Below are 22,611 nucleotides of genomic sequence, written 5' to 3' on the forward strand. Positions count from 1 at the left end.
ACAAAATATCAATGGAAAGGAGAAATTTTATTAAAACAAGTGCATTGGCAGGAGCCGGATTGCTGTTTACTCAAAATGTTTTTGCTAAAAATTTAGTGCTGGACGATTTTCCTGTTGTCCGTGTTCCTAAAGATAAAAGACATTTTACCAGCGAATCCGTAGAAAGTGCTATTGCCGCGTTTAAAAAGAAAGTGAAAAACAAAGAGCTGAGCTGGCTTTTTGAAAACTGCTTCCCGAATACATTGGATACTACTGTTTATTATACGGAAACCGGAGGAATACCGGATACCTATGTGATCACCGGGGATATTGATGCCATGTGGCTTCGTGACAGTTCCGCACAGGTTTTTCCTTATCTGCAGTTTTCAAAAAAAGACGAAAAACTACATAAGCTGATCTCAGGAGTAATCCACAAACAGACTACTTTCATCCTGAAAGATCCTTATGCCAATGCTTTCTATAACGATGATCAGAAGATCAGTAAATGGAAAGAATATGACCATACCGATATGAAGCCGGGCACCCATGAAAGAAAATGGGAAATCGACTCGCTTTGCTATCCTATCCGTTTGGCCTACCACTTCTGGAAAACTACAGGAGATACAAAACCTTTTGATGCGAACTGGCTGAAAGGAATCAAACTTACCCTGCAGACCTTTACAGAACAGCAGAGAAAACACGATTTAGGACCTTACAAATTCGAGCGTACAACGGCTTGGGCAACAGACGGAGTTCCTATGGGGGGATATGGTTATCCAACGAAACCTGTAGGATTGATCAGCTCTATGTTCCGTCCAAGTGATGATGCTACCATCTACGGATTCCTGATCCCTTCCAACTTATTTGCGGTGGTAAGCTTACGCCAGGCTGCGGAAATGGTTGCTCAGATTAAAAATGAAAAAACGTTGGCTCAACAATTGAACAGCCTTGCTGATGAGGTAGAAACAGCCATCAAAAAATATGGAATTTACAATCATCCTGAATTTGGAAAAATATATGCTTTTGAAGTAAATGGCTTTGGAAGCTATAACCTGATGGATGATGCGAACTGTCCAAGCCTGCTGGGACTACCTTATCTGGATGCGGTGAAAGCTGATGACCCTGTGTATTTGAATACAAGAAAATTTGTGTGGTCAGAAAACAACCCGTTCTTCTTCAAAGGTAAGCTGGCAGAAGGAATAGGAGGTCCGCATATCGGACTTGACATGATCTGGCCAATGAGTATCATAATGAAGGCACTCACTACCAAAGACAAAAGTGAGATCAGATGGTGCATAGATACCTTACAGAAAACGCACGGAGGAACAGGCTTTATGCATGAATCCTTCCATAAAGACGACTCTAAAAAGTTCACCAGAGAATGGTTTGCATGGGCCAATACCTTATTTGGAGAATTGTTATGGAAAACCTTTAACGAAAACCCAGAGCTACTGACATAGCACACCCTTTTATATGGCTTTTTATCATTGATTCCTTCCCGAAAAAGAAGGAATAAGGGGATTGCTATATAAAATTCAGACACCAAAACACCTTAAAAAAATTATACAATGAAAAAAAAATCCATCTTTACCGCACTGATTGCCATGATGCTTCAGTCTGGTTCTCTGATTAACGCACAACAGCTTAATCCTACCGGAATATGCTATGTGGAAGTGAATAATAACAACCTCCTGAATGCGGGAGCGTATAAACTGCAGACATCGAACAGCTACCTGTTTAATGTGGTGAATATTTTTGCGGCCAATATTAATTATGATACCAGCCGTGGTAGAGCATATCTGTATTCCAATAATAACGTAACCAAGGTTCTTACTAATGCAGATACTTACATAAAGCCACTTCAGCAAAAGGGAATGAAAGTAGTACTGACTATTTTAGGGAATCACCAAGGGGCCGGGATCTGTAATTTTCCTACCCGTGAAGCCGCAAAAGACTTTGCTCTGCAGCTTGCCAATACAGTGAATACCTACGGTCTTGATGGAATTGATTTTGATGATGAATATTCTGAATACGGAAATAACGGAACAGGACAGCCTAATGACAGCTCTTTTGTAATGCTTGTTCAGGAGCTTAGAGCGTTATTGCCGAATAAGATTATTTCATTCTATTACTACGGCCCTGCTGCTTCAAGACTTTCCTGGAACGGAGCCAGAGTAGGAGATAATGTCAATTACAGCTGGAATGCCATGTACGGAACATTTTCTGCTCCAAATGTACCACCTCTTACCAAAGCACAAATCTCTCCTGCTGCCGTATGGATGGGAAATACTTCCAATTCTACCACCACCAGCCTGGCAACTCAAACAAAAAATGGCGGTTATGGAGTATTCATGTGGTATGATTTACATGGAACTAATGAAACATCACAGCTTTCAGCAGGAACTCAGACATTATATGGAGAACCAACCGTTTTAAGCGGTACTTTACAATCCTGGACACAAGGAACCAATTGTGATGCCCCTATCGGATTGTACACAAGCAATCTTACAGGAACAAGCGCAAAACTAAACTGGTCAGCCGTAGGAACCAATACTTATGATATTGATTATAAACCTGCTTCTTCAACAACATGGACGAATGCAGTAACAGCAACGAGCTCCACTTCCGTAACCATTTCCGGATTAACAGCCAATACTGAATATGACTGGAGAATCAGAACCAACTGCAGTGTGAAAAGCGCCTATATGTTTGCTCCAAGATTTACAAGCACTTCAGGAACAACTCCTACAGGATCCTATGCTCTGTCTTTGGATGGAAGTACTGAATCAGGAGCGGCCGGAAGTATGAATCTAAGTGGGTCTGCACTATCTTTTGAAGGATGGATAAAACCTTCATCATTCAAATCTGCGTCACCATATATTTCTTCTATCATGGGAACAGAAGTAAGCGACAGCAATTCTGCATTCTTACGATTAGGAGATGCCAGTCTGGCGAATAATAAACTCCAGTTTGTGGTAAGTATTAATAATGTACAGCAAAAACTGGCTTCTGCTACTGCTTTGAATGCCAATACCTGGTATCATGTAGCAGCTACTTACGATGGATCCAATATGAAAATTTATATCAACGGTGTTCTGGATGCCACTAAAGCACAAACAGGAAGTGTGAATTCAACTGGTGCATTTAACGTAGGATATTTATATAATACTTCCAGAAATTTCAATGGTAAAATAGATGAAGTAAGAGTTTGGAAGCGCGCATTGAGCCAAACCGAAATCAGTCAGAATATGTGTAATGTATCCGTTCCGGCAACTTCACTGGCTGCGTATTGGAAGTTTAACGAAGGAAGTGGTTCTACAGTTCAGGATACTTCAGGAAATGGTGTGACTTTAACGTTAACGGGAGTTGATTCTTCTAACTGGGGAACAGATCTGCCATGTACAACAGGAAGTTCAGCATTAGCAAGAACTGCAGGGCAAAAGGCGGTCAATGTCGGAGAGACAAGCATTAAAAATCAAATCAAATTATATCCTAATCCGGCAAGCAAATCTTCATTACTGACAGTTTCTGTTCCTGATGAATACAGCAAAGGAAAATTGACAATTTATGATTTTAACGGAAGAATCGTAGACACAAAATCACTGAACTCAGGAGATAATCAATATGAATTGAGCAGAATTCCGGCAGGAAACTACATTGTTCAGTTTGAATCTCATGATGGAAGCCTGAAACAATCCGAAAAACTAATTGTAAAATAATAACCCCCGTCATTGGGCTTCGGCCCAATGATTTTTTCTACTACAAAATTGATATACTATGAGAAAAAAATCCTTTTTTATTCCCTTAATGGCCTTGATGCTTCAATCAGCTCCGGCACTCAAGGCACAGCAGCTTAATCCTTTGGGAGTCTGTTATGTGGAAGTGAACAACAACAATATGCTGAATGCAGGCTCGTATACTCTGCAGAATACCAACAGACAGCTTTTTGATGTTGCTATTATTTTTGCAGCGAATATCAACTATGATGTTTCTAAAAACCGTGCTTATATCTCAAATAATAACAACGTTACCAAAGTTCTGAATGATGTCAATACCTACGTAAAACCTTTACAGCAAAAAGGAATAAAAGTATTGCTGGATCTTTTAGGAAACCACCAGGGAGCTGGAATTTCCAATTTCCCTAACCGTGAAGCGGCTAAAGATTTCGCTCTGCAGGTTGCTCATACCGTTTACACCTACGGCCTGGATGGAGTAGACCTTGATGATGAATATGCAGGATACGGAAATAACGGAACAGGACAGCCTAATAACAGTTCTTTTGTTATGTTATTACAGGAGCTTAAAGCTGCAATGCCGGATAAACTGATTACATTCTACTACTACGGTCCGGCTACAACCAGACAAACGTATAATGGAGATTTAGCAGGAAATTATATCAATTACACCTGGAACGCCATGTACAGTACTTACAATGCGCCTGTTGTTCCACCTCTTGATAAATCTAAAATCTCTGCAGCGGCAACCTGGATACAGAACTCGAATCCAAGTTCAACTTCTGCCACTACACTGGCAAGCTTAGCGAACAGTACAAAGAATGATCAATACGGCGTGTTTATGTGGTACGATCTGCCGGGAACCAATGTAGCCAGCTACCTGAGTACAGGATCCAATATTCTTTATAATGAAAATACACTCTTAAGTGGTCAGTTGTATTCATGGTCACAGGGACAGGCTTGTGATCCGCCATTGGGGCTTGATGTCTCCAACGTGACAGGAACTTCAGCTCAACTGAACTGGACTTCCAATGCTTCTCAGTCTTACAATATTGATTATAAACCAGCGAATTCAACGGTATGGACAAACGTTGCCAACAATTATTCAGGAAATAATATTGTCATCAGCAACCTTACCCTGAATACCAATTACGATTGGAGAATCCAGTCTAACTGCTCACCGACATTAACAAGTACTTATATTTTTGCACCAAGGTTTAACTCCGGAAGTGGCTGCACTACGCCATCAGGATTGACTTCCGGAAGTTTCCTTGGTAATACGGCTCAGTTATCATGGGATGCCGGAAATGCAACTTCATATACATTACAGTATAAAACTGCTGCTGCCACAACCTGGACTGAAATTCCAAATATTACAACCAATTCCTATTCATTACAAAACCTGACACCTAATACAAGTTATGTATGGAAAGTACAGGCTTCATGTACAGGAGGAACTACAAGTACTTATTCAGGAGAAGGATCATTCAACAGTGGTTTCGCTCCGGTTACAAGTCCGGGTGCAAGATCTCTTGCTTTCAACGGAAGCACGCATTATCTTAACGCAGGACAATTTAACCTGAGTGGAAACGCGGTGACCTTTGAAGGTTGGGTAAAAGTAAACTCATTTAAATCTGCTTTCCCTTACATCTCATCGGTAATGGGCGTTGAAGTAGGAGATAATAACTCGGCGATGCTTCGTTTCGGAGACGGAAACCTTGCGAATAATAAGCTGCAGTTTATATTAAGTTTTGGTTCGTCACAGGTGAAATTGAATACGAATACTTCATTCAACACCAATACATGGTATCATATAGCAGCTACTTATGACGGAACAGCCATGAAAATTTATGTCAATGGTAATCTTGATGCTACTTTTGCAGTAACGGGTAACTTTACGGCAAACGGAATTCTTTATCTGGGAAGAAACTATGACAATTCCCGTACACTCAACGGCTTTCTTGATGAATTCAGAGTTTGGAAAAAGGCATTAACACCACAGGAAATTTTAAGTAACAGCTGTAATGTTCCTGCCAATTCTACAGGTCTTGAAGCGAACTGGAAAATGGATGAAGGAAGTGGAATGGGAGCTTTGGATGCTACGGCCAACACTCATTTTGCAACCCTGATCAATATGACAGATGCCAACTGGAGAACAGATGTTGCCTGTGCTTCTAATCTTGCAGTGAAAGATGTTGAATCTGTGAAAGACAACAGCGCAGTTTATCCGAACCCTGTGAAACGAGGAAATGATCTTCACTTTGCTATCAGTGACAACTCTGCAAGTGAAGTGGCATTGTATGATGCTTCAGGAAAATTGATCAAAAAACAGAATATTAATCAAAATAATAATGCAGTCAATACGCAGGATTTAATCAGTGGTACTTATATTTACAAGATTACATCTGCGAACAGTAAAGTAATATCAACCGGTAAAATTATTGTGAAGTAAAATTCAGATAATGAAATAGTTATCGGAACTAATAAAATAGCGTCTGAAATACAAAGCAGACAGACAGAAGTGGACTTCTGTTTGTCTGTTTTTTCAGTCACAGGAAGGACCTTGAATTTAAAATAAAAAATAATGCAGAATATAGTAGGAATTGATATCGGAGGGTCGCACATTACGCTGGCTCAGGTAGATGCTGGAAAACGTGAAATCATTTCATCAACCTATGTAAGAGAACATGTAGATGCTTTCGAAAACAAAGAAGTTATTTTCAAAGCTTGGATTTCAGCCATTAATAAGGTGGCTCATGATCTGGTAAAAGAAGATCTTTTAATCGGTATCGCAATGCCGGGACCTTTCGATTATGAAAATGGAATATCTCTTATGCGGCAGGGAAAATTTATTGATATCTATCAGGTCAATATTAAAGAAGAACTGGCAAAAAGGCTGGCCATTTCTCAGAAGCAGATTCATTTTGTAAATGATGCGGCTGCGTTTATGGAAGGAGAAGTATTCGGAGGATGTGCCCAAGGTTTCAACAGTGCTTTTGGAGTGACTCTTGGAACAGGATTGGGAACTACTTTCTTCAATGGAGATTTTGCTGCCGATGAAGACTTATGGGATTCTCCCTTCAGAGATTCCATCAGTGAAGACTATCTGGCGACACGCTGGTTTGTGAATCATTATAAAGAACTGACCGGAGAAGAAATCTCAGGAACGAAAGATCTTCTGGATAAACCTACAGAGATACAGACTCAAATGTTTAACGATTATGCAGACTCCTTTTCTGAGTTTATTGTCAGATATGTAGATCATTACAAACCGGAGGTTTTAGTTATAGGAGGAAATATTGCCAAGGCTTATCCTCATTTTGAGCAAAGATTTATTCAGAACTTAACCAAGAATAATATTAACTTGCAGGTTAAAATTTCTGCTATATTTGAAGATGCGGCCATTCTTGGAGCTGCCAGCTATGCATTAAAAAAGCGTATATAAATTAACAAACGAAAAGATACAATGAAGTTTATATTTTCTACTTGCTTACTGTTATTACAGGCCTGGGCTTTAGGTCAGAATGTATCTCCCGTAGACTATGTGAATCCTTTGATGGGAACCCAATCCAAACCTTCATTATCCAATGGAAATACCTATCCGGCAGTCGGACTTCCATGGGGAATGAATATCTGGACACCCCAGACCGGTAAAATGGGCGATGGATGGGCATATACCTACGATGCAGATAAAATAAAAGGATTTAAACAAACCCACCAGCCGTCTCCCTGGATGAACGATTATGGCGCATTTGCCATCATGCCTGGAGTTGGAAAAGTGAAGTTTAAAGAAGACGAAAGAGCAAGCTGGTTCAGCCATAAAGCTGAGGTTACCACACCTTATTTCTATAGCGTTTATCTTGCTGATATCAATGTCACAACAGAATTTACACCTACTGAAAGAGCCTCTTATTTTAAATTTGATTTTCCAAAGACAGACAGCGCTTACGTAGTGGTTGATGCTTTGAACAAAGGATCTTATATCAAAATTTTACCAAAAGAAAGAAAAATCCTCGGATATACTACAAGATATTCTACCGGGAAATACGAAAACTTTAAAAACTACTTTGTTATTCAGTTTGATAAAGATTTTGAACTCACAAAAACCTGGAAAGATGATAAACTGGTGAATGATCAGTTAGAAATTACCAGTGATCACACCGGAGCTGTGGTAGGATTTAAGCTTAAAAATAAAGAAACGGTTTACGCAAAAGTAGCTTCTTCATTCATCAGCTTTGAACAGGCAGAACTGAATCTTAAAAGAGAAATCGGAAACAGAAATTTTGAACAGGTCAAGACCGACGCTAAAAATATCTGGAATAAGACATTAGGAAAAATAGAAATAAAAGGAGGGACAGATCAGCAGATGAGAACCTTTTATTCCTCTTTATACAGAACTTTATTCTTCCCGCAAAAGTTATATGAGATTGATGCTCAAAATAAAATAAAACATTGGAGTCCATACAATGGCAAAATTGTAGACGGAAGAATGTTTGCAGGAACCGGTTTTTGGGATACTTTCCGTGCTCTATATCCTTTCCTGAATCTGGTGTATCCAAGCATTAATGTGGAAATGCAGGAGGGACTGGCCAACGCTTATAAAGAAGGTGGTTTCTTACCAGAGTGGAGCAGTCCGGGATATTCTGATATTATGATTGGAAACAATTCCGCATCCGTAGTAGCAGATGCTTACATCAAAGGACTTCGCGGATATGACACAGAAGCGCTGTGGCAGGCTGTAAAACACGGAGCAAACAATGAAGGTCCTATAGAAGCTGTAGGCCGCGCAGGAGTAAAGTATTATAATGAACTGGGGTATGTTCCTTACGATGTAAAGATCAATGAAAATGCAGCAAGAACATTGGAGTATGCTTATGATGATTTTTCAATCTATCAATTAGGAAAAGCACTAGGTAAACCTGCTTCAGAAATTGATATTTATAAGAAAAGAGCTTACAATTACAAAAATGTATTCGACAAGGAGACAGGCCTTATGCGTGGTAAAAATAAAGATGGTAACTTCCAGAAACCTTTCAATCCTTTCAAATGGGGAGATGCTTTCACAGAAGGAAACAGCTGGCATTACACATGGTCCGTTTTCCAGGATATCGACGGTCTGGCAGAACTGATGGGTGGAAAGAAGAAGTTTGAAGCCAAATTGGATGAAGTCTTTTCTCTGCCTCCTGTTTTTGATGACAGTTATTATGGAGGCGTGATCCACGAGATCAGAGAAATGCAGATCATGAACATGGGACAGTACGCCCATGGAAACCAACCTATCCAACACATGATCTATCTATATAATTATGCAGGAGCACCTTACAAAACTCAATATTGGGCAAGACAGGTGATGAATAAACTGTATCATGCAACTCCTGATGGATATTGCGGTGACGAAGATAACGGACAGACTTCCGCATGGTATATTTTCTCAGCCCTTGGGTTTTATCCGGTAACACCAGCAACGGATCAGTATGTGTTGGGAGCACCATTATTTAAAGAAGCCACCATTCACCTTGAAAATGGTAAGAAAATTGAAATAAAAGCTCCTGAAAACAATGCGGAAAATTTATATGTAAAATCTTTGAATGTAAACCAACAGCCTTATTCCAAAAACTGGCTAAGCCACAAGGAATTGATGAAAGGTGCTGTGTTAGACTTTAAAATGGATAGCAAACCTAATAAAGAAAGAGGTACACAGGAAAAAGATTTCCCATATTCAATGTCAAAAGAAGAATCAAATAAATAATTTTTAAATTAAAAATATAGCTGCATGAGTACAGAAAAAAAAGAAATATTCGAGAGAGTAGAGAATATGCTGCAGACACAAGGTTTTACTATTGCTGCAAAAGATGATACAAGACCATGGGGAGGATTTTTTGTGATTGATGAAACACAGGCACAGGATTTTGCCAACCAGTATTTTGACGGGATTGATGTAGACAGCCTGAGAATAGGAGGGAAGCTAAGCCCTAAAATTCTTATCGTGGCTCCGGAAGCAAGATTAAGCTGGCAGTATCACCACAGAAGAGCCGAAATCTGGCAGGTAGTAGAAGGAACTGTAGGCATCAAAAGAAGCAATACCGATGAAGAGGGAGAATTGAAAGAATATGGTCCGAAAGATCAGGTGAAACTTCAGCAGGGGGAAAGACACAGATTAATTGGTCTTGCAGGCTGGGGAATCGTTGCCGAAATCTGGCAGCATACCGATGCTTCCAATCCTTCAGATGAAGATGATATCGTAAGAGTACAGGATGACTTTGGAAGATAAATAAAAAGAATCCGCTTCATTGAAGCGGATTTTTTATTGATAAGGAAGCCTGAGGCTGTAAGAGGGGAGTTACTGGAGGTTTTTAAAGCTGTTGGATTTACTTCGTTATTACCGGTGAATTTTACTAGCAGTACTCCAGCTTCATTCCTCCAACTTCCTGCTTTTAAAACGTCACATCCAGTCCCAAATAGAAGTTGGCCTTCATAATTGGTGCATATACCATTCCTCCGTCAAAATAGCTTCCGAAAGGATTTTTAAAATCTACAATCGCATTTTTCTGATAATAAGAAGTCAGGTTTTCTCCTCCTACATAAGCTCTGATTTTTTTATTGAAATTTCTTGAGATCTGAGCATTAAGAACTGCATATGATTCCGAATAAGTTGGGAGCTGAAATTCTGCCGGATTCGTTGACGTATCAGGAAGTCTTTGCTTTCCGACCCAGTTTAAAGTCGTATCAAAACTCCAGAATCCTCCTTTATCACTTTTATTGGTCGAATAGGCCAGATTCACGAATCCTCTGTGCTTCGCCATAAAAGGAACTTCTCTTCTTCCACCGATATAATCAGCCTGCACATCATAATATTTATATGCCAATCTTACTTCAAGATTTTTTACAGGCATGAAATCCCATTGAGTCTGGAATGAATTGGCAAAAGATTTTCCATCCAGATTATAGAATGTCAGCTGTTGAGGAGATCTGTCCAGATCTACCAATACCTGATCCTGGAAATCTGTTCTGAAGAAGTCTGCAATGATGCTTGATTTTCTTCCGAATAACTTAAATTCCTGTTGTAAACTGGCTCCATAATTCCATGCGATTTCAGGTCTTAATCCATAAATATTTCCTCCATTAGGTAGAATATTAATCGCTCTGTTTGATGCAAAATACTGCTGGCTTTCCGCAAATACATTTGCTGTTCTGAAACCTCTTCCCGCAGAAAGTCTTAAAATTGTTTGAGGTGTGAAGTCATATTTAAAGTTCAATCTTGGCGTAAACTGTGTTCCTGCCAGGTTGTGGAAATCAACTCTTGAACCTGCTACTAAAGTATATTTTAAACCAGTTAAAGTATATTCAGCAAAAATGCCCGGTACAATTTCATTTCTTCTCATATCATCCAGCAAATACGTTTCTTTATAACCATCATATAAGAAACTTGCACCAGCCTTGTACTTGTGGTTGGTATTTCCGATGATGCTTTCAAAAATTAAATTGGAATAGTATGTATGCTGCTGTCCCGCATAATTTCTCAATCCAAAAAAGCTGTCCTGCTGATGGTAAACATACTGGTTCATCCATCCGATACTCTGGTAAGGTTTTCCTTTAAAAACATACCCAGTTTTATTCCAGACCTGGAATCTTGAAATATCGATTCCAACCCCATAAAAAGGCTGTTTGTCCTGACCCAGTTTTTTATCAAAACCAATCTGTCCTGCTGTTCTTTCATCTCTGATAAAATTAATTCCAAAATGAGACCCGAACCCCGACTTTTCAAGATCGTTATAGTTCAGCAAATATGCTGCATTAATCTGTGTTCCTTTCGGTCTATCCAGAAAACCATCATGGTTCATATCTGTATTTCCAAACGTTCCGTTTCCGTGAAGAAGGAAAGTTTGCGACCATTTATCGTTGATCGGAGAAACATTGGTGATATTGATTTCTGCTCTTCCATTGAAGTCAGAAAAAAGGTTCAGTGACGTTTCAGGCGTCTTGGCATTTTTTAAAAGCTCAGTATTGATCTGTCCTGTGATACTTTCATAACCGTTGGTTACCGTACTTCCTCCTTTGGTAAGCTGAATACTTTCGATCCATCTTCCCGGGATAAAATTTAATCCATAAGCAGAAGCCAATCCTCTGATTTCAGGGAGTTGTTCCTTCGTTAAGCTGGTATATTTCTGATCCAGCCCAAGCATTTTCAGCTGTTTTGTTCCCGTAACTGCATTGCTGAAAGAAACATCTACCGTTGCATTGGTTTCGAAACTTTCAGATAAATTACAACAAGCAGCCTTTAAAAGTTCTTTTTTATCAATATTAAAAACAAGTCCGGCTTCTTTTTTACTTAAAGCTGTTGCTGCCTTAGAACCCGTTACCACAACACCATCAATATTTTTTTCATGTTGAGAATGATCCTCTTTAGCTAATGAAGTCTCATTGTCTTTATGATCTTCATGCTTTGTTGCTTCTTCGTAATGAACCTTTGGATTAGGCTGCCCAAAAGTAAACTCTCTGTCATACAGGCAGCATCCCGGAAGTCCGTTGTAAACAGCATCAGAAGCTTTGTATTTTTCATTATCATGACCTGCATCAGCAATAGCCTTTAAAATCTTATCCGATGAGGTTTTTGAAGGGTCAAAATTCAAAGTAACCGTTTGTTTCTCTGCATTCCATTCCGCAGTATCAGCCCCCGCATCTTTTGATGCTTTTTCAATTCTGGCTTTACAAGAAGCACAGTTTCCTCTTACATAGAATTCATTCTCTTTTTTAGTGGAAATAGTAGCCTCTGCATGATGCTCATGATTGGTTTCTGCCTGTGAAGACTTTGCATCTCTGTCGTAATGACAACATCCCGGAAGTCCTTCATAGGTTGTGTCAGGAGCTTTGAATTTTTCGTTATCATGACCTGCTTCTGCTACTTTTTTCAGAATATCATCGGCGGATGCTTTGTCTGTTTCAAAGGTTAAGGTTTGAAGATCAATAGAGTATACTGCTGTTTTTGCACCCGCTTTTTTAGCGGCACTTTCAATTCTTGTTTTGCACATTTCACAGTTCCCTTTTACCTTGAACTGATTTTTTGAAAGTGTTTGAGCAGCTATAAATTGTGTAAATAGGAATAATCCACCAAGTATCAACCTGGAAATATATAATTTCATTTTGTTTAAAAGTTTAAATTAATTAAAAAATAGTTCACTATAAGACATAATGAACCCTTGATGTTTTAATTAACCTATCTTGGGCGGTTGCCAGATTTCCTTTAAACGGTCTGAAAGATAAGGATCAGCATACTGAAACTGAGGATTCTTATTCGATTTATAATAAGACAGTTCCAGACGTAGATTTTTTGAAAAAGGGGTTTCAATAAAAGTATAGCAGGCAATGCATGATGAGCAGCAGTCATCTTTACATGATTTTGTTTTATCATGGTTGCTGTCTTTTTTTGAAGAATGATTTTTACAGCAATCCATTTTTTTTGAAGACTCTGCTTTACAGCATGTTTCCTGTGCCTCTTGCGCATAGAAATTATCCTTGGGAATCAGAAAGACTCCCAGGCAAAACACTATGGCAAGTATGTGAAACAGCTTCATCTCTGCAAAAATACAAAATTTATGGCAAAGGATCACCAACTTTTAGAGAACAGCTGTGCCAAGGTTCTCCGTGTGCCGGATTCAGTTTTGGTTTTTCACCCATCGCCAGATTCTGTGCAGCAGGTGCAGGAGCCGGACTTGGAGAAGGCTGAACTACATTTTGTGCTGGCTGTGGTGTGGGTGCGGGCTTACTGTTTAATGGCTGGCCTACCGGAATATCACATCGGTGTCCAGGCTGCCCGTGGGGAGGATTCATTCCTGGAGCGGTTTTTACCTGTTTTCCATTGTTATCAAGGGAAATTTTCCCTGGTGATACAGCATTCGGATCAATCTGGATGGTATTGCCTCCGTTCACGTTTACATTTTGCGTAGCGGGAGTAGCTGCAGCAGGTTGACCATTTAAAGGTTGTCCTACCGGAATATCGCATCGGTGTCCAGGTTGCCCGTGTGGAGGATTCATTCCCGGAACGGTAGCCATAGGAGCAGGAGCAACGTTAGACTGGATGCCTGCCTGTTCCATCAGAGCGGTTTTTGAGGTTGTATTTAGGGCTACGTTGGGCTGGCCAGCGTTGGCTTCTTCTTTTAAGTAAGTAGCTCTCTCATCCTTTTTACAGGATGCAGCTAAGAGTGATACGGCGATCAAACCTATAAATGTATTCTTCATATCCATGGGTATGAAACAAAATTAGCAAAACATTTTCAATTGTTTTGCTAATTTTATACTTATAATTTGATTTTTGGATTAATTTTTTACCAAAAGTCTAAATCCTTCTCCGTGAACGTTGATGATTTCCAATCCTTCGTCGTCTTTTAATAACTTACGAAGCTTGGCAATATAAACGTCCATACTTCTTGCTGTAAAGTAATTTTCCTTTTTCCAGATCTTTCTTAAAGCAAGGTCTCTCGGCATGAAATCATTTCTGTGGATGCAAAGAAGTTTTAATAATTCATTTTCTTTAGGCGAAAGTTTGTATTCTTTATCACCTACTTTCAGCTGTCTCAGCATAGAATCAAAGAAGATATTGCTGATCTTGAACTGCTCCTGTTCTTCATTTTCCAGGGTAGAACTTCTCTGAAGAATTGCTTTTATTTTGTATAATAGAAGCTCAGTATCAAAAGGTTTTGTAATATAATCATCAGCACCTAACTGATATCCCTTCAGGATATCTTCTCTCATGTTTCTTGCAGTAAGGAAAATGATCGGTGTATTTTTATCAATCTTTTTTACGTCTTCCGCTAATGAAAATCCGTCTTTTTTAGGCATCATTACGTCAAATATGCAGATATCGAATTCATTTTCCGTAAATTCTTTAAGTCCCTGCTCCCCGTCAGTGGCAAGAGTTACTTCAAAATTATTGATGGTCAAATAATCTTTAAGCACCGCCCCGAAACTCTGATCGTCCTCTACTAATAATATTCTGTTGCTCATAATTTTAATAATTAAAAATTAACAATTAAGAATGAACTTCCTCACTCTATCTTCTATATTTTGATATTTGGTTACACTTTTTATAATTGATGAATGATCATTGATAATTGATGTGATGGAGAAGTTTTATCATTTATCGATTATCATCTATCACTTATTTTTCTAGCTCATCGGTAGTTTTATCGTGAAGGTACTTCCTTTTCCTTTATGAGATTCTACGATAATCTGTCCTTTGTGCAGTTCTACAATTTTCTTCACGTAAGAAAGACCTAATCCCTGGCCTTTTACGTTGTGAATATTTCCGGTTTCTTCTCTAAAGAATTTTTCGAAAATTTTGGTTTTATTCTGCGTATCCATCCCCATTCCTTTATCGGAAATTTCAATTACATACCAGTGTCCTTCATTTCTTGTTTCTACATGTATTTCCGGTGCTTCAGGAGAATATTTATTGGCATTATCCAGTAAGTTGACCAGCATATTGGAGATGTGGAATTCATCTATTTTAAAATTATACTGAGTGGCCGTAAACTTCTGCGTAAGGGTTCCATTCCTTTGTTGTACAATCAGGTTGAAAGATTCTGTCGTTTTTTTGATCAGCTCTCTTACGTTGGTCTCTTTTAAAAATAATTCCACTTCATTTCGCTCAAGCTTGGACATGTTAAGTACATTTTCCACCTGCTTTTTCATCCTTAAGTTCTCCTGCTTGATCAGTTCGGAATAGTATTTTACCTTATCCGGATTGGTGGCAATTTTGTCATTAGCCAAAGAATCCGTGGCTACAGAAATGGTTGCCAATGGTGTCTTAAACTCGTGAGACATGTTGTTGATGAAGTCTGTTTTCACTTCAGCAAGTTTTTTCTGCCTCATCATATAATTGATGGAAATAATATAAATTCCAAGAATGGTAAGTAGAGAAAGGAATGTTCCCAAAAGCATCGGCCAGTTATTCATCGCCAGGGAATATTCTTTTTTAGGAAATACCAGGGCAAGGCTGTATAATGTATTTTTCTTATCCGCAAAAAGAGGAAAGCTGTAGGTATTACTGTCCTTCTTTTCTTTATAAGCCTTATTGGCAATGCTTGTAAGCTTATTATTACGATCCAGAACTCCATATCCGAACTTGGCAGTGATACCTCTTATTTTCAGTTCTTTGGCAATAACGGAGTCAAGTGTTTTCGGATCTACTCTTTTAGTAATAGGAAGGTTGTTTCCATATACTTTCACAAACTCTTTCATGGAATAATCTCCCGTCTCAATCTCCTGATTGATATCTTGCGTTAAAAGTTCGCGATTGGTGGTATCTCTTTTTATTTTATAAGCAGCTTCGTCTGTATACAATGTAGTCAGCTTGATAGAATCTCCTTTTTGAGAAATAGGCAGCTGCGTTTTTTCAATGATATTTTTGGAATAAATAATCTGTCTTTGAGTCCCGGAGTCTTCTACTTGCTGAATGGTAGTTAAAGATGGCTGTTTGCTGTTCGCAAGAATATTTTTTCTGAAATCTTTATAATCCTGATTCAGGTATTTGTCAGCTTCAATCTCTTCAATACTTTTTGAAGTACTTTCCAAAACCGCATACACTTTATTTGAAAAATCCTGTTCCAGTACGCCGTAATAGCCTTTCAACCAATAAAATTGGAGCGTCACAAAGACAATCAGTGAGATTGTCATAAACACTGAAATTATTGGGATGAATTTGTTATTCATTATTTAATTATATAGGTTTTGGAAAAATGAATGTTAAAATTAATTGTTTTAAGAGTACCTAAACAAAAAACGAGCCAAAAAATTGTTTTTTTTTTCTTAAAAGAGTGTTTTTTAACAATTATTTATGAATTATCTTTTAGTTGTCATATGAAAAGTCCCTTTCAATAAATAAAGTGTTAACTTTATTAAAAATAAATATTTATGGAATCTAATATCATTTTCAACAAAGATTTTGATGCGTCCAGCACTTATGTCATGAAGATTTATAAGGCTGATGTTTCAACAGTGTGGAAGTATTTTACAGAAGCCGAATTACTGGATCAATGGTGGGGGCCTAAACCGTGGAAATGTGAAACGGTAAGTCAGGATTTCAAAGAAGGAGGGATCTGGATGTATACGATGGTAGGACCAAACGGAGAAAAAGGGCCTATGTATTCTCAGACTCAATATGGAGAAATTACAGAACACAGAAGTCTTGACTGGATGAGTGCTTTCTGTGATGAAAAAGGCAATGTCAATGAAGACTTCCCAAGGTCAAAATGGCTGATTGGCTTTACCGGAGTGGAGGAAGGAACTAAAGTAACCATCAATATCCATTACCATTCTCCTGAAGTGATGAAAAAGCTTATGGATATGGGATTTGAAGAAGGTTTTAAAATGGGGCTTAATCAATTGGAAGAATTGATTGGATAAGAATACGATACGCAACTTGATTCTTAATAAATAAAAAATTTCGGATCTTTCCCAAGGAAAGATCCGAAATTTTCTATTTAGAATAGAAAAGTTACACGGTGTTGATTAACTTCCTGCTTCCATCTTCAGGCTTCCTGCTTTTACAAAAGCTCTTCTTCCTGAAAGTACTGGATAATCGCCTTTTTCATAAGCAAAGTCTGCTCATTAGGTTTGAGTTCCGGAAGTTCTTCCACAGTTTCAAAGTGGGGCCATCCGTCTTCATAGTGGGTAAATTTATAATATCCAAAAGGCTCGAGCAATCTGCAGACTGCAATATGAATCAGGTTTACCTTGTCTTCTTTTGTATATTTTTGCTGGCCGCTTCCCAACTCCTGTAATCCTATCAGAAATAAAAGGGTTTCAATGGGTGGGTTCTTTTCAGTCTGGAAATTGTCTTCAAAGAATTGTTCTATTTTTTTCCAGTATTCAGCTTCGTTCATAATATATTTAAATGATAAATGATAGTTGATCAATGATAAAGTTAGTTCTTTAGCATTTTTCTATAGGAAGAAGTTACTTTCAGTATTTCTTCAGTCTTTATTTTTATATCTGCTATAATTTCTTTTTGAACATATTCCAGTTCCTCTAACATTTCAAGCCAAAACAAAGTTTCATCAGTTTCTTCAATCACGATAGATATTTTAGAAAACCGCTCAGCTTTTGATCTTGCTCTGCACATAGCTCTATAATTAGCAGCAATTAGCAACCATAGAAGTAGAAGACCGAAATATTTGTTTTCTGATCACAGAAAAGGCTTCATTATGTGAAGTTTAGAAAATTCTTTAATAATCATGATGGCTAGCTGCTTTGTTTTAAAAGCAAAAATTGTGTTATAATCTGAACTATCCATCATTTATCATTTATGAATTATCATTTATTTTCAACAGGAATGCATATTCTAATGCATCTTCTTTCAGAGATTCAAATCTTCCGCTTGCCCCTCCGTGTCCGGAGCTCATGTCGGTTTTGAAGACTAAAATATTATTATCTGTTTTTAATTCTCTCAGTTTTGCCGTCCATTTTGCAGGTTCCCAATACTGTACCTGAGAATCATGAAATCCTGTCGTGATCAGCATATGCGGATAATCTTTCGCTTCCACATTATCATAAGGAGAGTAGTCTTTCATATAATGGTAATATTCCTCGTCATTTGGATTTCCCCATTCATCATATTCTCCGGTTGTCAAAGGGATTGTATCATCCAGCATCGTTGTAACAACATCTACAAAAGGTACCTGTGCCACAATTCCGTTGAATAACTGAGGTTCATAATTTACCACAGCACCTACCAGCAGTCCGCCGGCACTTCCTCCCATCGCATACATGTGTTTTGATGAAGTATAATTTTCTCTGATCAGGTATTTTCCTGCGTCAATAAAATCAAAGAATGTATTTTTCTTAAACAACATCTTTCCGTCTTCATACCATTCTCTTCCCAGATATTCTCCACCACGGATGTGAGCAATAGCATAAATAAATCCTCTATCCAGCAAAGACAATCTTACATTGGAAAAGCTGGCATCAACAGTATGTCCGTAGCTTCCATATCCATATAAAAGAAGGGGAGTGTCAGGTGATTTCTTAGTGTCTTTATGATAAACCAGGGAAATAGGAACTTTTGTCTTTCCATCTCTTGAATCTGCCCAGATTCTCTCCGAAATATAATTTTCAGGAGCAAACTTTCCACCCAAAACTTCCTGTTGTTTCAGAAGTTTTGTCGTCTTTTCCTTCATGTTGTACTCATACGTGGAACTAGGCTGTGTAAGGGAAGTATATCCATAGCGTAAAATTTCCGTATCAAATTCCAGATTGATCCCGATATAAGCTGTATAAGTAGGATCTGAGAAAGGTAAGTAGTAAGATTCCTGTGTTTTCTCGTCAATGATTTTGATCTGAAGCAATCCTCTTTCTCTTTCCTCGAGAACCAGATAATCTTTAAAGATCTCAAAACCTTCCAGTAAAACTTCTGCACGGTGCGGAATCACATCGACCCAATTTTCCATGCTGCAGTTATCAATCTTTGTCTTTACAATCTTGAAATTGATCGCATCATCCGCATTGGTAATGATATAAAATTCATCTTCATAATGCTCTACTGAATATTCAAGATCCTCTATCCTTGGCTGGATCACCGTCCATTCTGCGAATACGTTGTCAGAAGGAATAAAACGATGTTCATCAGAAATAGTGCTTGAGCTTGCAATGAAAATATACTCTAATGATTTTGTCTTAAATACATTGACATCAAAAGTCTCATCCTCTTCATGAAAAATCAGAACATCTTCTGCTGAATCTGTTCCCAGCTTGTGTCTGTACACCTGAAATGCACGAAGACTTTTATCTTTCCTGATGTAAAATATATGTTGGTTATCATTTGCCCAAACAGCTTTTCCTGTCGTATTAGGAATAGTGTCCGGCAGGATTTCTCCGGTTTTTAAGTTTTTAAAATTTAGTGTATAAATTCTTCTTCCTACATCATCGGAAGAAAAAGAAGTCAGTTCGTTGCTGGGGCTTACGGCAACACTTCCTACTTCAAAAAACTCTTTACCTTCTGCCAGAATATTAACGTCGAGTACAATTTCCTCATCATTCTCAAGGCTTTTATACTTTCTGCAGAAGATAGGATATTCTTTGCCTTCTTCATAACGTACAATATACCAGTACTCATTAAAGAAATAAGGAAGAGACTCATCGTCCTTTTTGTAGCGGGCTTTCATCTCTTCGAAAAGCTCTTCCTGAAGGGCTTCCGTATCTTTCATGATGAATTCTTCGTAGGCATTTTCTTCCTCAATGTATTTGATCACTTCAGGGTTTTCCCTTTCGTTCAGCCAAAAGTAATTATCGGTTCTTATATCGCCGTGGGTTTCTAGTATTTTTTCAATTTTTTTTGCCTGTGGAGCTTTCATCCGGGGTATTTTATTTTTTTATTGAATAGAATGTTCTTATACTTTTTTCTTCTGAAAGTAAGTAATTTAAGCAGAAATCCTTTCAATATTAATTTTTGTTCAAATTTAGGTAAAAAAAAACCATCTTTCCTTTATTGAAAAGATGGTTCATTGTATTTTTATAATTAAAGACTATTTGTGAAGTGCTTTAATATACTTTTCAAGGGCCATTGTCATAGAAGGAGTTTCCTTCGTAGGTGCCATTAAATCTACTTTTAATCCTGCTTCTTCTGCAGCTGCCAAAGTCGTGTTTCCAAAAACTCCGATCTTTGTTTCATCCTGCTTGAAGTCAGGGAAATTTTGTTGTAGCGATTTTATTCCCTGCGGACTGAAGAAAATCAGCATGTCATAATCTTTGACATTGATATCTGTAAGGTCACTGCATACGGTACGGTACATAATTGCTCTTGTCCAGTCTACATTAGATGCATCCATGGTTTTTACAATATCCGGACTCAAAACATCTGAAGATGGCAACAGATATTTTTCAGTTGGGAATTTTTTGAAAAGAGGAAGCAGGTCTGAGAAGTTTTTCTCCCCAAAGCTGATTTTTCTTTTTCTGTACACAATATGCTTTTGAAGGTAGTTGGCAATTGCTTCCGACTGGCAGATGTATCTCATCGTATCCGGAACAGCAAAACGCAATTCCTCCGCGAGTCTGAAGTAATGGTCAATCGCATTTTTACTGGTAAAAATAATACCGGTATACTGCGTCAGATCTATTTTCTGTGTTCTGAGCTCTTTATTGTCAACCCCTTCGACGTGGATAAATGGACGGAAATCAATCTTTATTTTTTCCTTCTTCGCTATATCCAAATATGGAGAAGACTCACTAGGCGCTGGTTGAGAAACCAATATAGACTTTATTCTCATCATTGACTTTTATTAAAAAAATAACAACTTCCAAAGCAATAATAATGGTGCGATTTGGAGGGTGCAAATATACAAAAATTTATAATACCATTTCTCGGGAAGAATCTTGTTCTTGTGAAATAAATAGAAAAATACTTTGAAAATGAATACAAAAGCGAAGAAGCAGAAATAATATAAAAACATTTTATTTCTGTCTATCGGGAAGTAATAATGGGCTACACAAAGAATTATTAGCAAAAATGAAAGAATGAAATAAAATTTTGTGGAGGTAAAATAAAAAATAGTCCATTTTTTTCCGTCCCCTATACTTTGGTAAAATAGAAATCCTAATGTTGATTTTGTTAAATAAAAAAGCAGCACCGCCAGCAATGTATATCCAAATTTATTAAGCTGATATCCCAGAAGCTGAAGATCTGCAATATATTTCGGTACTATTGGAACGTACTGTGAAATTAATACAGACAGGGTAAGTGTCGTTACACAGGACGTGATAATCCAGCTGGGAAGGTTGTTGCTTGCATCAAAATATTTCTGAAGCAGAAAATCTTTGAGACTGGCATCCCTTTCTATGACGTTCATCATAAAAACATATAAAAATATACAGCCCACAAGGATAAAGATTACCCAATCATTATTTTCAGGTATTCTTACGTGATTGATGAAGTGTTGTGATGATGGCAAAATTTAAGTTTTTTTATTTATTATTTAACTTCAGAATGACACAGTCCGGCACAGGTTTTCCTGTCACCAGGTCCATGAACCTGCAGTTAAAATATTTGCTCTCATCGATTTTACGTATTGTTCAGATCTGTTGAATAAAAGTTTCTGTATCATCCGCTTAATCCCCGAGAAATATTTTTGCAAAATTATAGATTATTTTGTATAAAATAAAAAGGTTAAATAAACTATCTTTGCAAACTGAAATGAAAAAACTCGTCATCATCCCGACCTATAACGAAAAGGAAAATATTGAAAATATTATTTCCGCAGTTTTTGCATTGGAGGATGACTTTCATATCTTAGTAGTAGATGATTCTTCTCCTGACGGAACTGCAGAAATTGTAAAAGAACTGCAGAAGAAACATCCGCATTACCTGCACCTGTCCATAAGGCATGTAAAAGACGGATTGGGAAAGGCATATATCCACGGGTTTAAATGGGCCATCGAAAATAAATACGATTATATTTTTGAGATGGATGCCGATTTTTCCCACAATCCTAACGATCTGCCGAAGCTTTTTGAAGCATGTAAAAATGCAGATATGGCGATCGGTTCCCGTTACTCAAAAGGAGTGAATGTAGTGAACTGGCCTATGGGAAGAGTGCTGCTTTCTTATTTTGCATCCAAATATGTAAGGTTTGTATTAGGCCTTCCAATTCATGATACGACAGCGGGATTTGTCTGCTTTTCAAGAAAAGTATTGGAAGAAATAGGATTGGATAATGTGAAACTGAAGGGATATGGATTTCAGATTGAAATGAAATTCAGAGCATTTAAAAGAGGTTTCAGAATTGTAGAAGTTCCTATTATATTTACCAACAGAATTTTAGGAGAAAGCAAAATGAATGGTGGAATTATCCATGAAGCAGTTTTTGGGGTATTGAATTTAAAATGGAAATCAATCATCAACAGATTATGA

General features: G+C 37.9%; 18 protein-coding genes. 8 read left to right on the plus strand and 10 right to left on the minus strand.

Translation table 11 applies throughout. The annotated features are described in order from the left end of the window. The first annotated feature begins 11 nt into the window (after positions 1–11). The 6 genes from PZ898_RS16320 (at position 12) to PZ898_RS16345 (ending at position 9,984) form a co-directional block, all read left to right on the plus strand. Positions 12–1,439: a glycoside hydrolase family 125 protein gene (locus PZ898_RS16320; protein WP_277693773.1), complete on the plus strand. Its 1,428-nt coding sequence runs from the start codon at positions 12–14 to the stop codon at positions 1,437–1,439. Between the two features lie 108 nt (positions 1,440–1,547). Continuing rightward, positions 1,548–3,698 carry an endo-beta-N-acetylglucosaminidase H gene (locus tag PZ898_RS16325; RefSeq protein ID WP_065119597.1) on the plus strand — a complete coding sequence of 717 codons (2,151 nt, stop codon included), beginning with the start codon at positions 1,548–1,550 and terminating at the stop codon, positions 3,696–3,698. Between the two features lie 58 nt (positions 3,699–3,756). Further along, positions 3,757–6,165: an endo-beta-N-acetylglucosaminidase H gene (locus PZ898_RS16330; protein WP_277693774.1), complete on the plus strand. Its 2,409-nt coding sequence runs from the start codon at positions 3,757–3,759 to the stop codon at positions 6,163–6,165. Between the two features lie 132 nt (positions 6,166–6,297). Next, complete coding sequence (locus tag PZ898_RS16335; protein ID WP_277693775.1) at positions 6,298–7,158, plus strand: ROK family protein; 861 nt, start codon at positions 6,298–6,300, stop codon at positions 7,156–7,158. A gap of 21 nt (positions 7,159–7,179) precedes the next feature. Then, complete coding sequence (locus PZ898_RS16340; RefSeq protein WP_277693776.1) at positions 7,180–9,462, plus strand: GH92 family glycosyl hydrolase; 2,283 nt, start codon at positions 7,180–7,182, stop codon at positions 9,460–9,462. 24 nt (positions 9,463–9,486) lie between these two features. Beyond that, positions 9,487–9,984 carry a phosphoheptose isomerase gene (locus PZ898_RS16345; RefSeq protein ID WP_062673259.1) on the plus strand — a complete coding sequence of 166 codons (498 nt, stop codon included), beginning with the start codon at positions 9,487–9,489 and terminating at the stop codon, positions 9,982–9,984. 163 nt (positions 9,985–10,147) lie between these two features. Here PZ898_RS16345 and PZ898_RS16350 read toward each other — a convergent pair whose 3' ends face one another. The 5 genes from PZ898_RS16350 to PZ898_RS16370 all read right to left on the minus strand — a co-directional run bounded on the left by PZ898_RS16350 (position 10,148) and on the right by PZ898_RS16370 (position 16,421). Then, positions 10,148–12,853, minus strand: coding sequence for a TonB-dependent receptor (locus PZ898_RS16350; protein ID WP_277693777.1), 2,706 nt, complete (start codon positions 12,851–12,853; stop codon positions 10,148–10,150). A 69-nt stretch (positions 12,854–12,922) separates the two neighbouring features. Next, entirely contained in the window at positions 12,923–13,165 is a 243-nt protein-coding gene (locus tag PZ898_RS16355) for a hypothetical protein (protein ID WP_277693778.1), read from the minus strand. 139 nt (positions 13,166–13,304) lie between these two features. After that, positions 13,305–13,949 (minus strand): hypothetical protein, encoded by a 645-nt coding sequence (locus PZ898_RS16360; RefSeq protein WP_238590606.1) that lies wholly within the window; start codon positions 13,947–13,949, stop codon positions 13,305–13,307. Between the two features lie 78 nt (positions 13,950–14,027). After that, positions 14,028–14,714 carry a response regulator transcription factor gene (locus PZ898_RS16365; RefSeq protein ID WP_002982671.1) on the minus strand — a complete coding sequence of 229 codons (687 nt, stop codon included), beginning with the start codon at positions 14,712–14,714 and terminating at the stop codon, positions 14,028–14,030. Positions 14,715–14,876: 162 nt separating this feature from the next. Next, positions 14,877–16,421: a HAMP domain-containing sensor histidine kinase gene (locus tag PZ898_RS16370; protein WP_123278598.1), complete on the minus strand. Its 1,545-nt coding sequence runs from the start codon at positions 16,419–16,421 to the stop codon at positions 14,877–14,879. A 201-nt stretch (positions 16,422–16,622) separates the two neighbouring features. Here PZ898_RS16370 and PZ898_RS16375 point away from each other — a divergent pair, with 201 nt between their 5' ends. Next, the gene (locus PZ898_RS16375; protein ID WP_062673266.1) at positions 16,623–17,114 is read left to right on the plus strand and encodes an SRPBCC domain-containing protein; all 492 of its coding nucleotides are present in this window, start codon (positions 16,623–16,625) and stop codon (positions 17,112–17,114) included. Between the two features lie 140 nt (positions 17,115–17,254). Here PZ898_RS16375 and PZ898_RS16380 read toward each other — a convergent pair whose 3' ends face one another. From PZ898_RS16380 to PZ898_RS16400, 5 genes are all read right to left on the minus strand, one after another. Continuing rightward, positions 17,255–17,593 carry a hypothetical protein gene (locus PZ898_RS16380; protein WP_120232485.1) on the minus strand — a complete coding sequence of 113 codons (339 nt, stop codon included), beginning with the start codon at positions 17,591–17,593 and terminating at the stop codon, positions 17,255–17,257. 41 nt (positions 17,594–17,634) lie between these two features. Continuing rightward, positions 17,635–17,832 (minus strand): four helix bundle protein, encoded by a 198-nt coding sequence (locus PZ898_RS16385; protein ID WP_277693779.1) that lies wholly within the window; start codon positions 17,830–17,832, stop codon positions 17,635–17,637. A gap of 181 nt (positions 17,833–18,013) precedes the next feature. Continuing rightward, entirely contained in the window at positions 18,014–20,059 is a 2,046-nt protein-coding gene (locus PZ898_RS16390; protein ID WP_277693780.1) for a S9 family peptidase, read from the minus strand. 171 nt (positions 20,060–20,230) lie between these two features. Then, positions 20,231–20,971: a uroporphyrinogen-III synthase gene (locus PZ898_RS16395; RefSeq protein ID WP_034691594.1), complete on the minus strand. Its 741-nt coding sequence runs from the start codon at positions 20,969–20,971 to the stop codon at positions 20,231–20,233. Positions 20,972–20,983: 12 nt separating this feature from the next. Then, positions 20,984–21,652: a DUF4271 domain-containing protein gene (locus tag PZ898_RS16400; RefSeq protein WP_051934165.1), complete on the minus strand. Its 669-nt coding sequence runs from the start codon at positions 21,650–21,652 to the stop codon at positions 20,984–20,986. A 242-nt stretch (positions 21,653–21,894) separates the two neighbouring features. Between PZ898_RS16400 and PZ898_RS16405 the strand changes: the two genes are divergently transcribed. After that, entirely contained in the window at positions 21,895–22,611 is a 717-nt protein-coding gene (locus tag PZ898_RS16405) for a polyprenol monophosphomannose synthase (RefSeq protein WP_277693781.1), read from the plus strand.

The sequence above is a fragment of the Chryseobacterium sp. WX genome, from assembly GCF_029542485.1.
GTDB lineage: Bacteria > Bacteroidota > Bacteroidia > Flavobacteriales > Weeksellaceae > Chryseobacterium > Chryseobacterium cucumeris.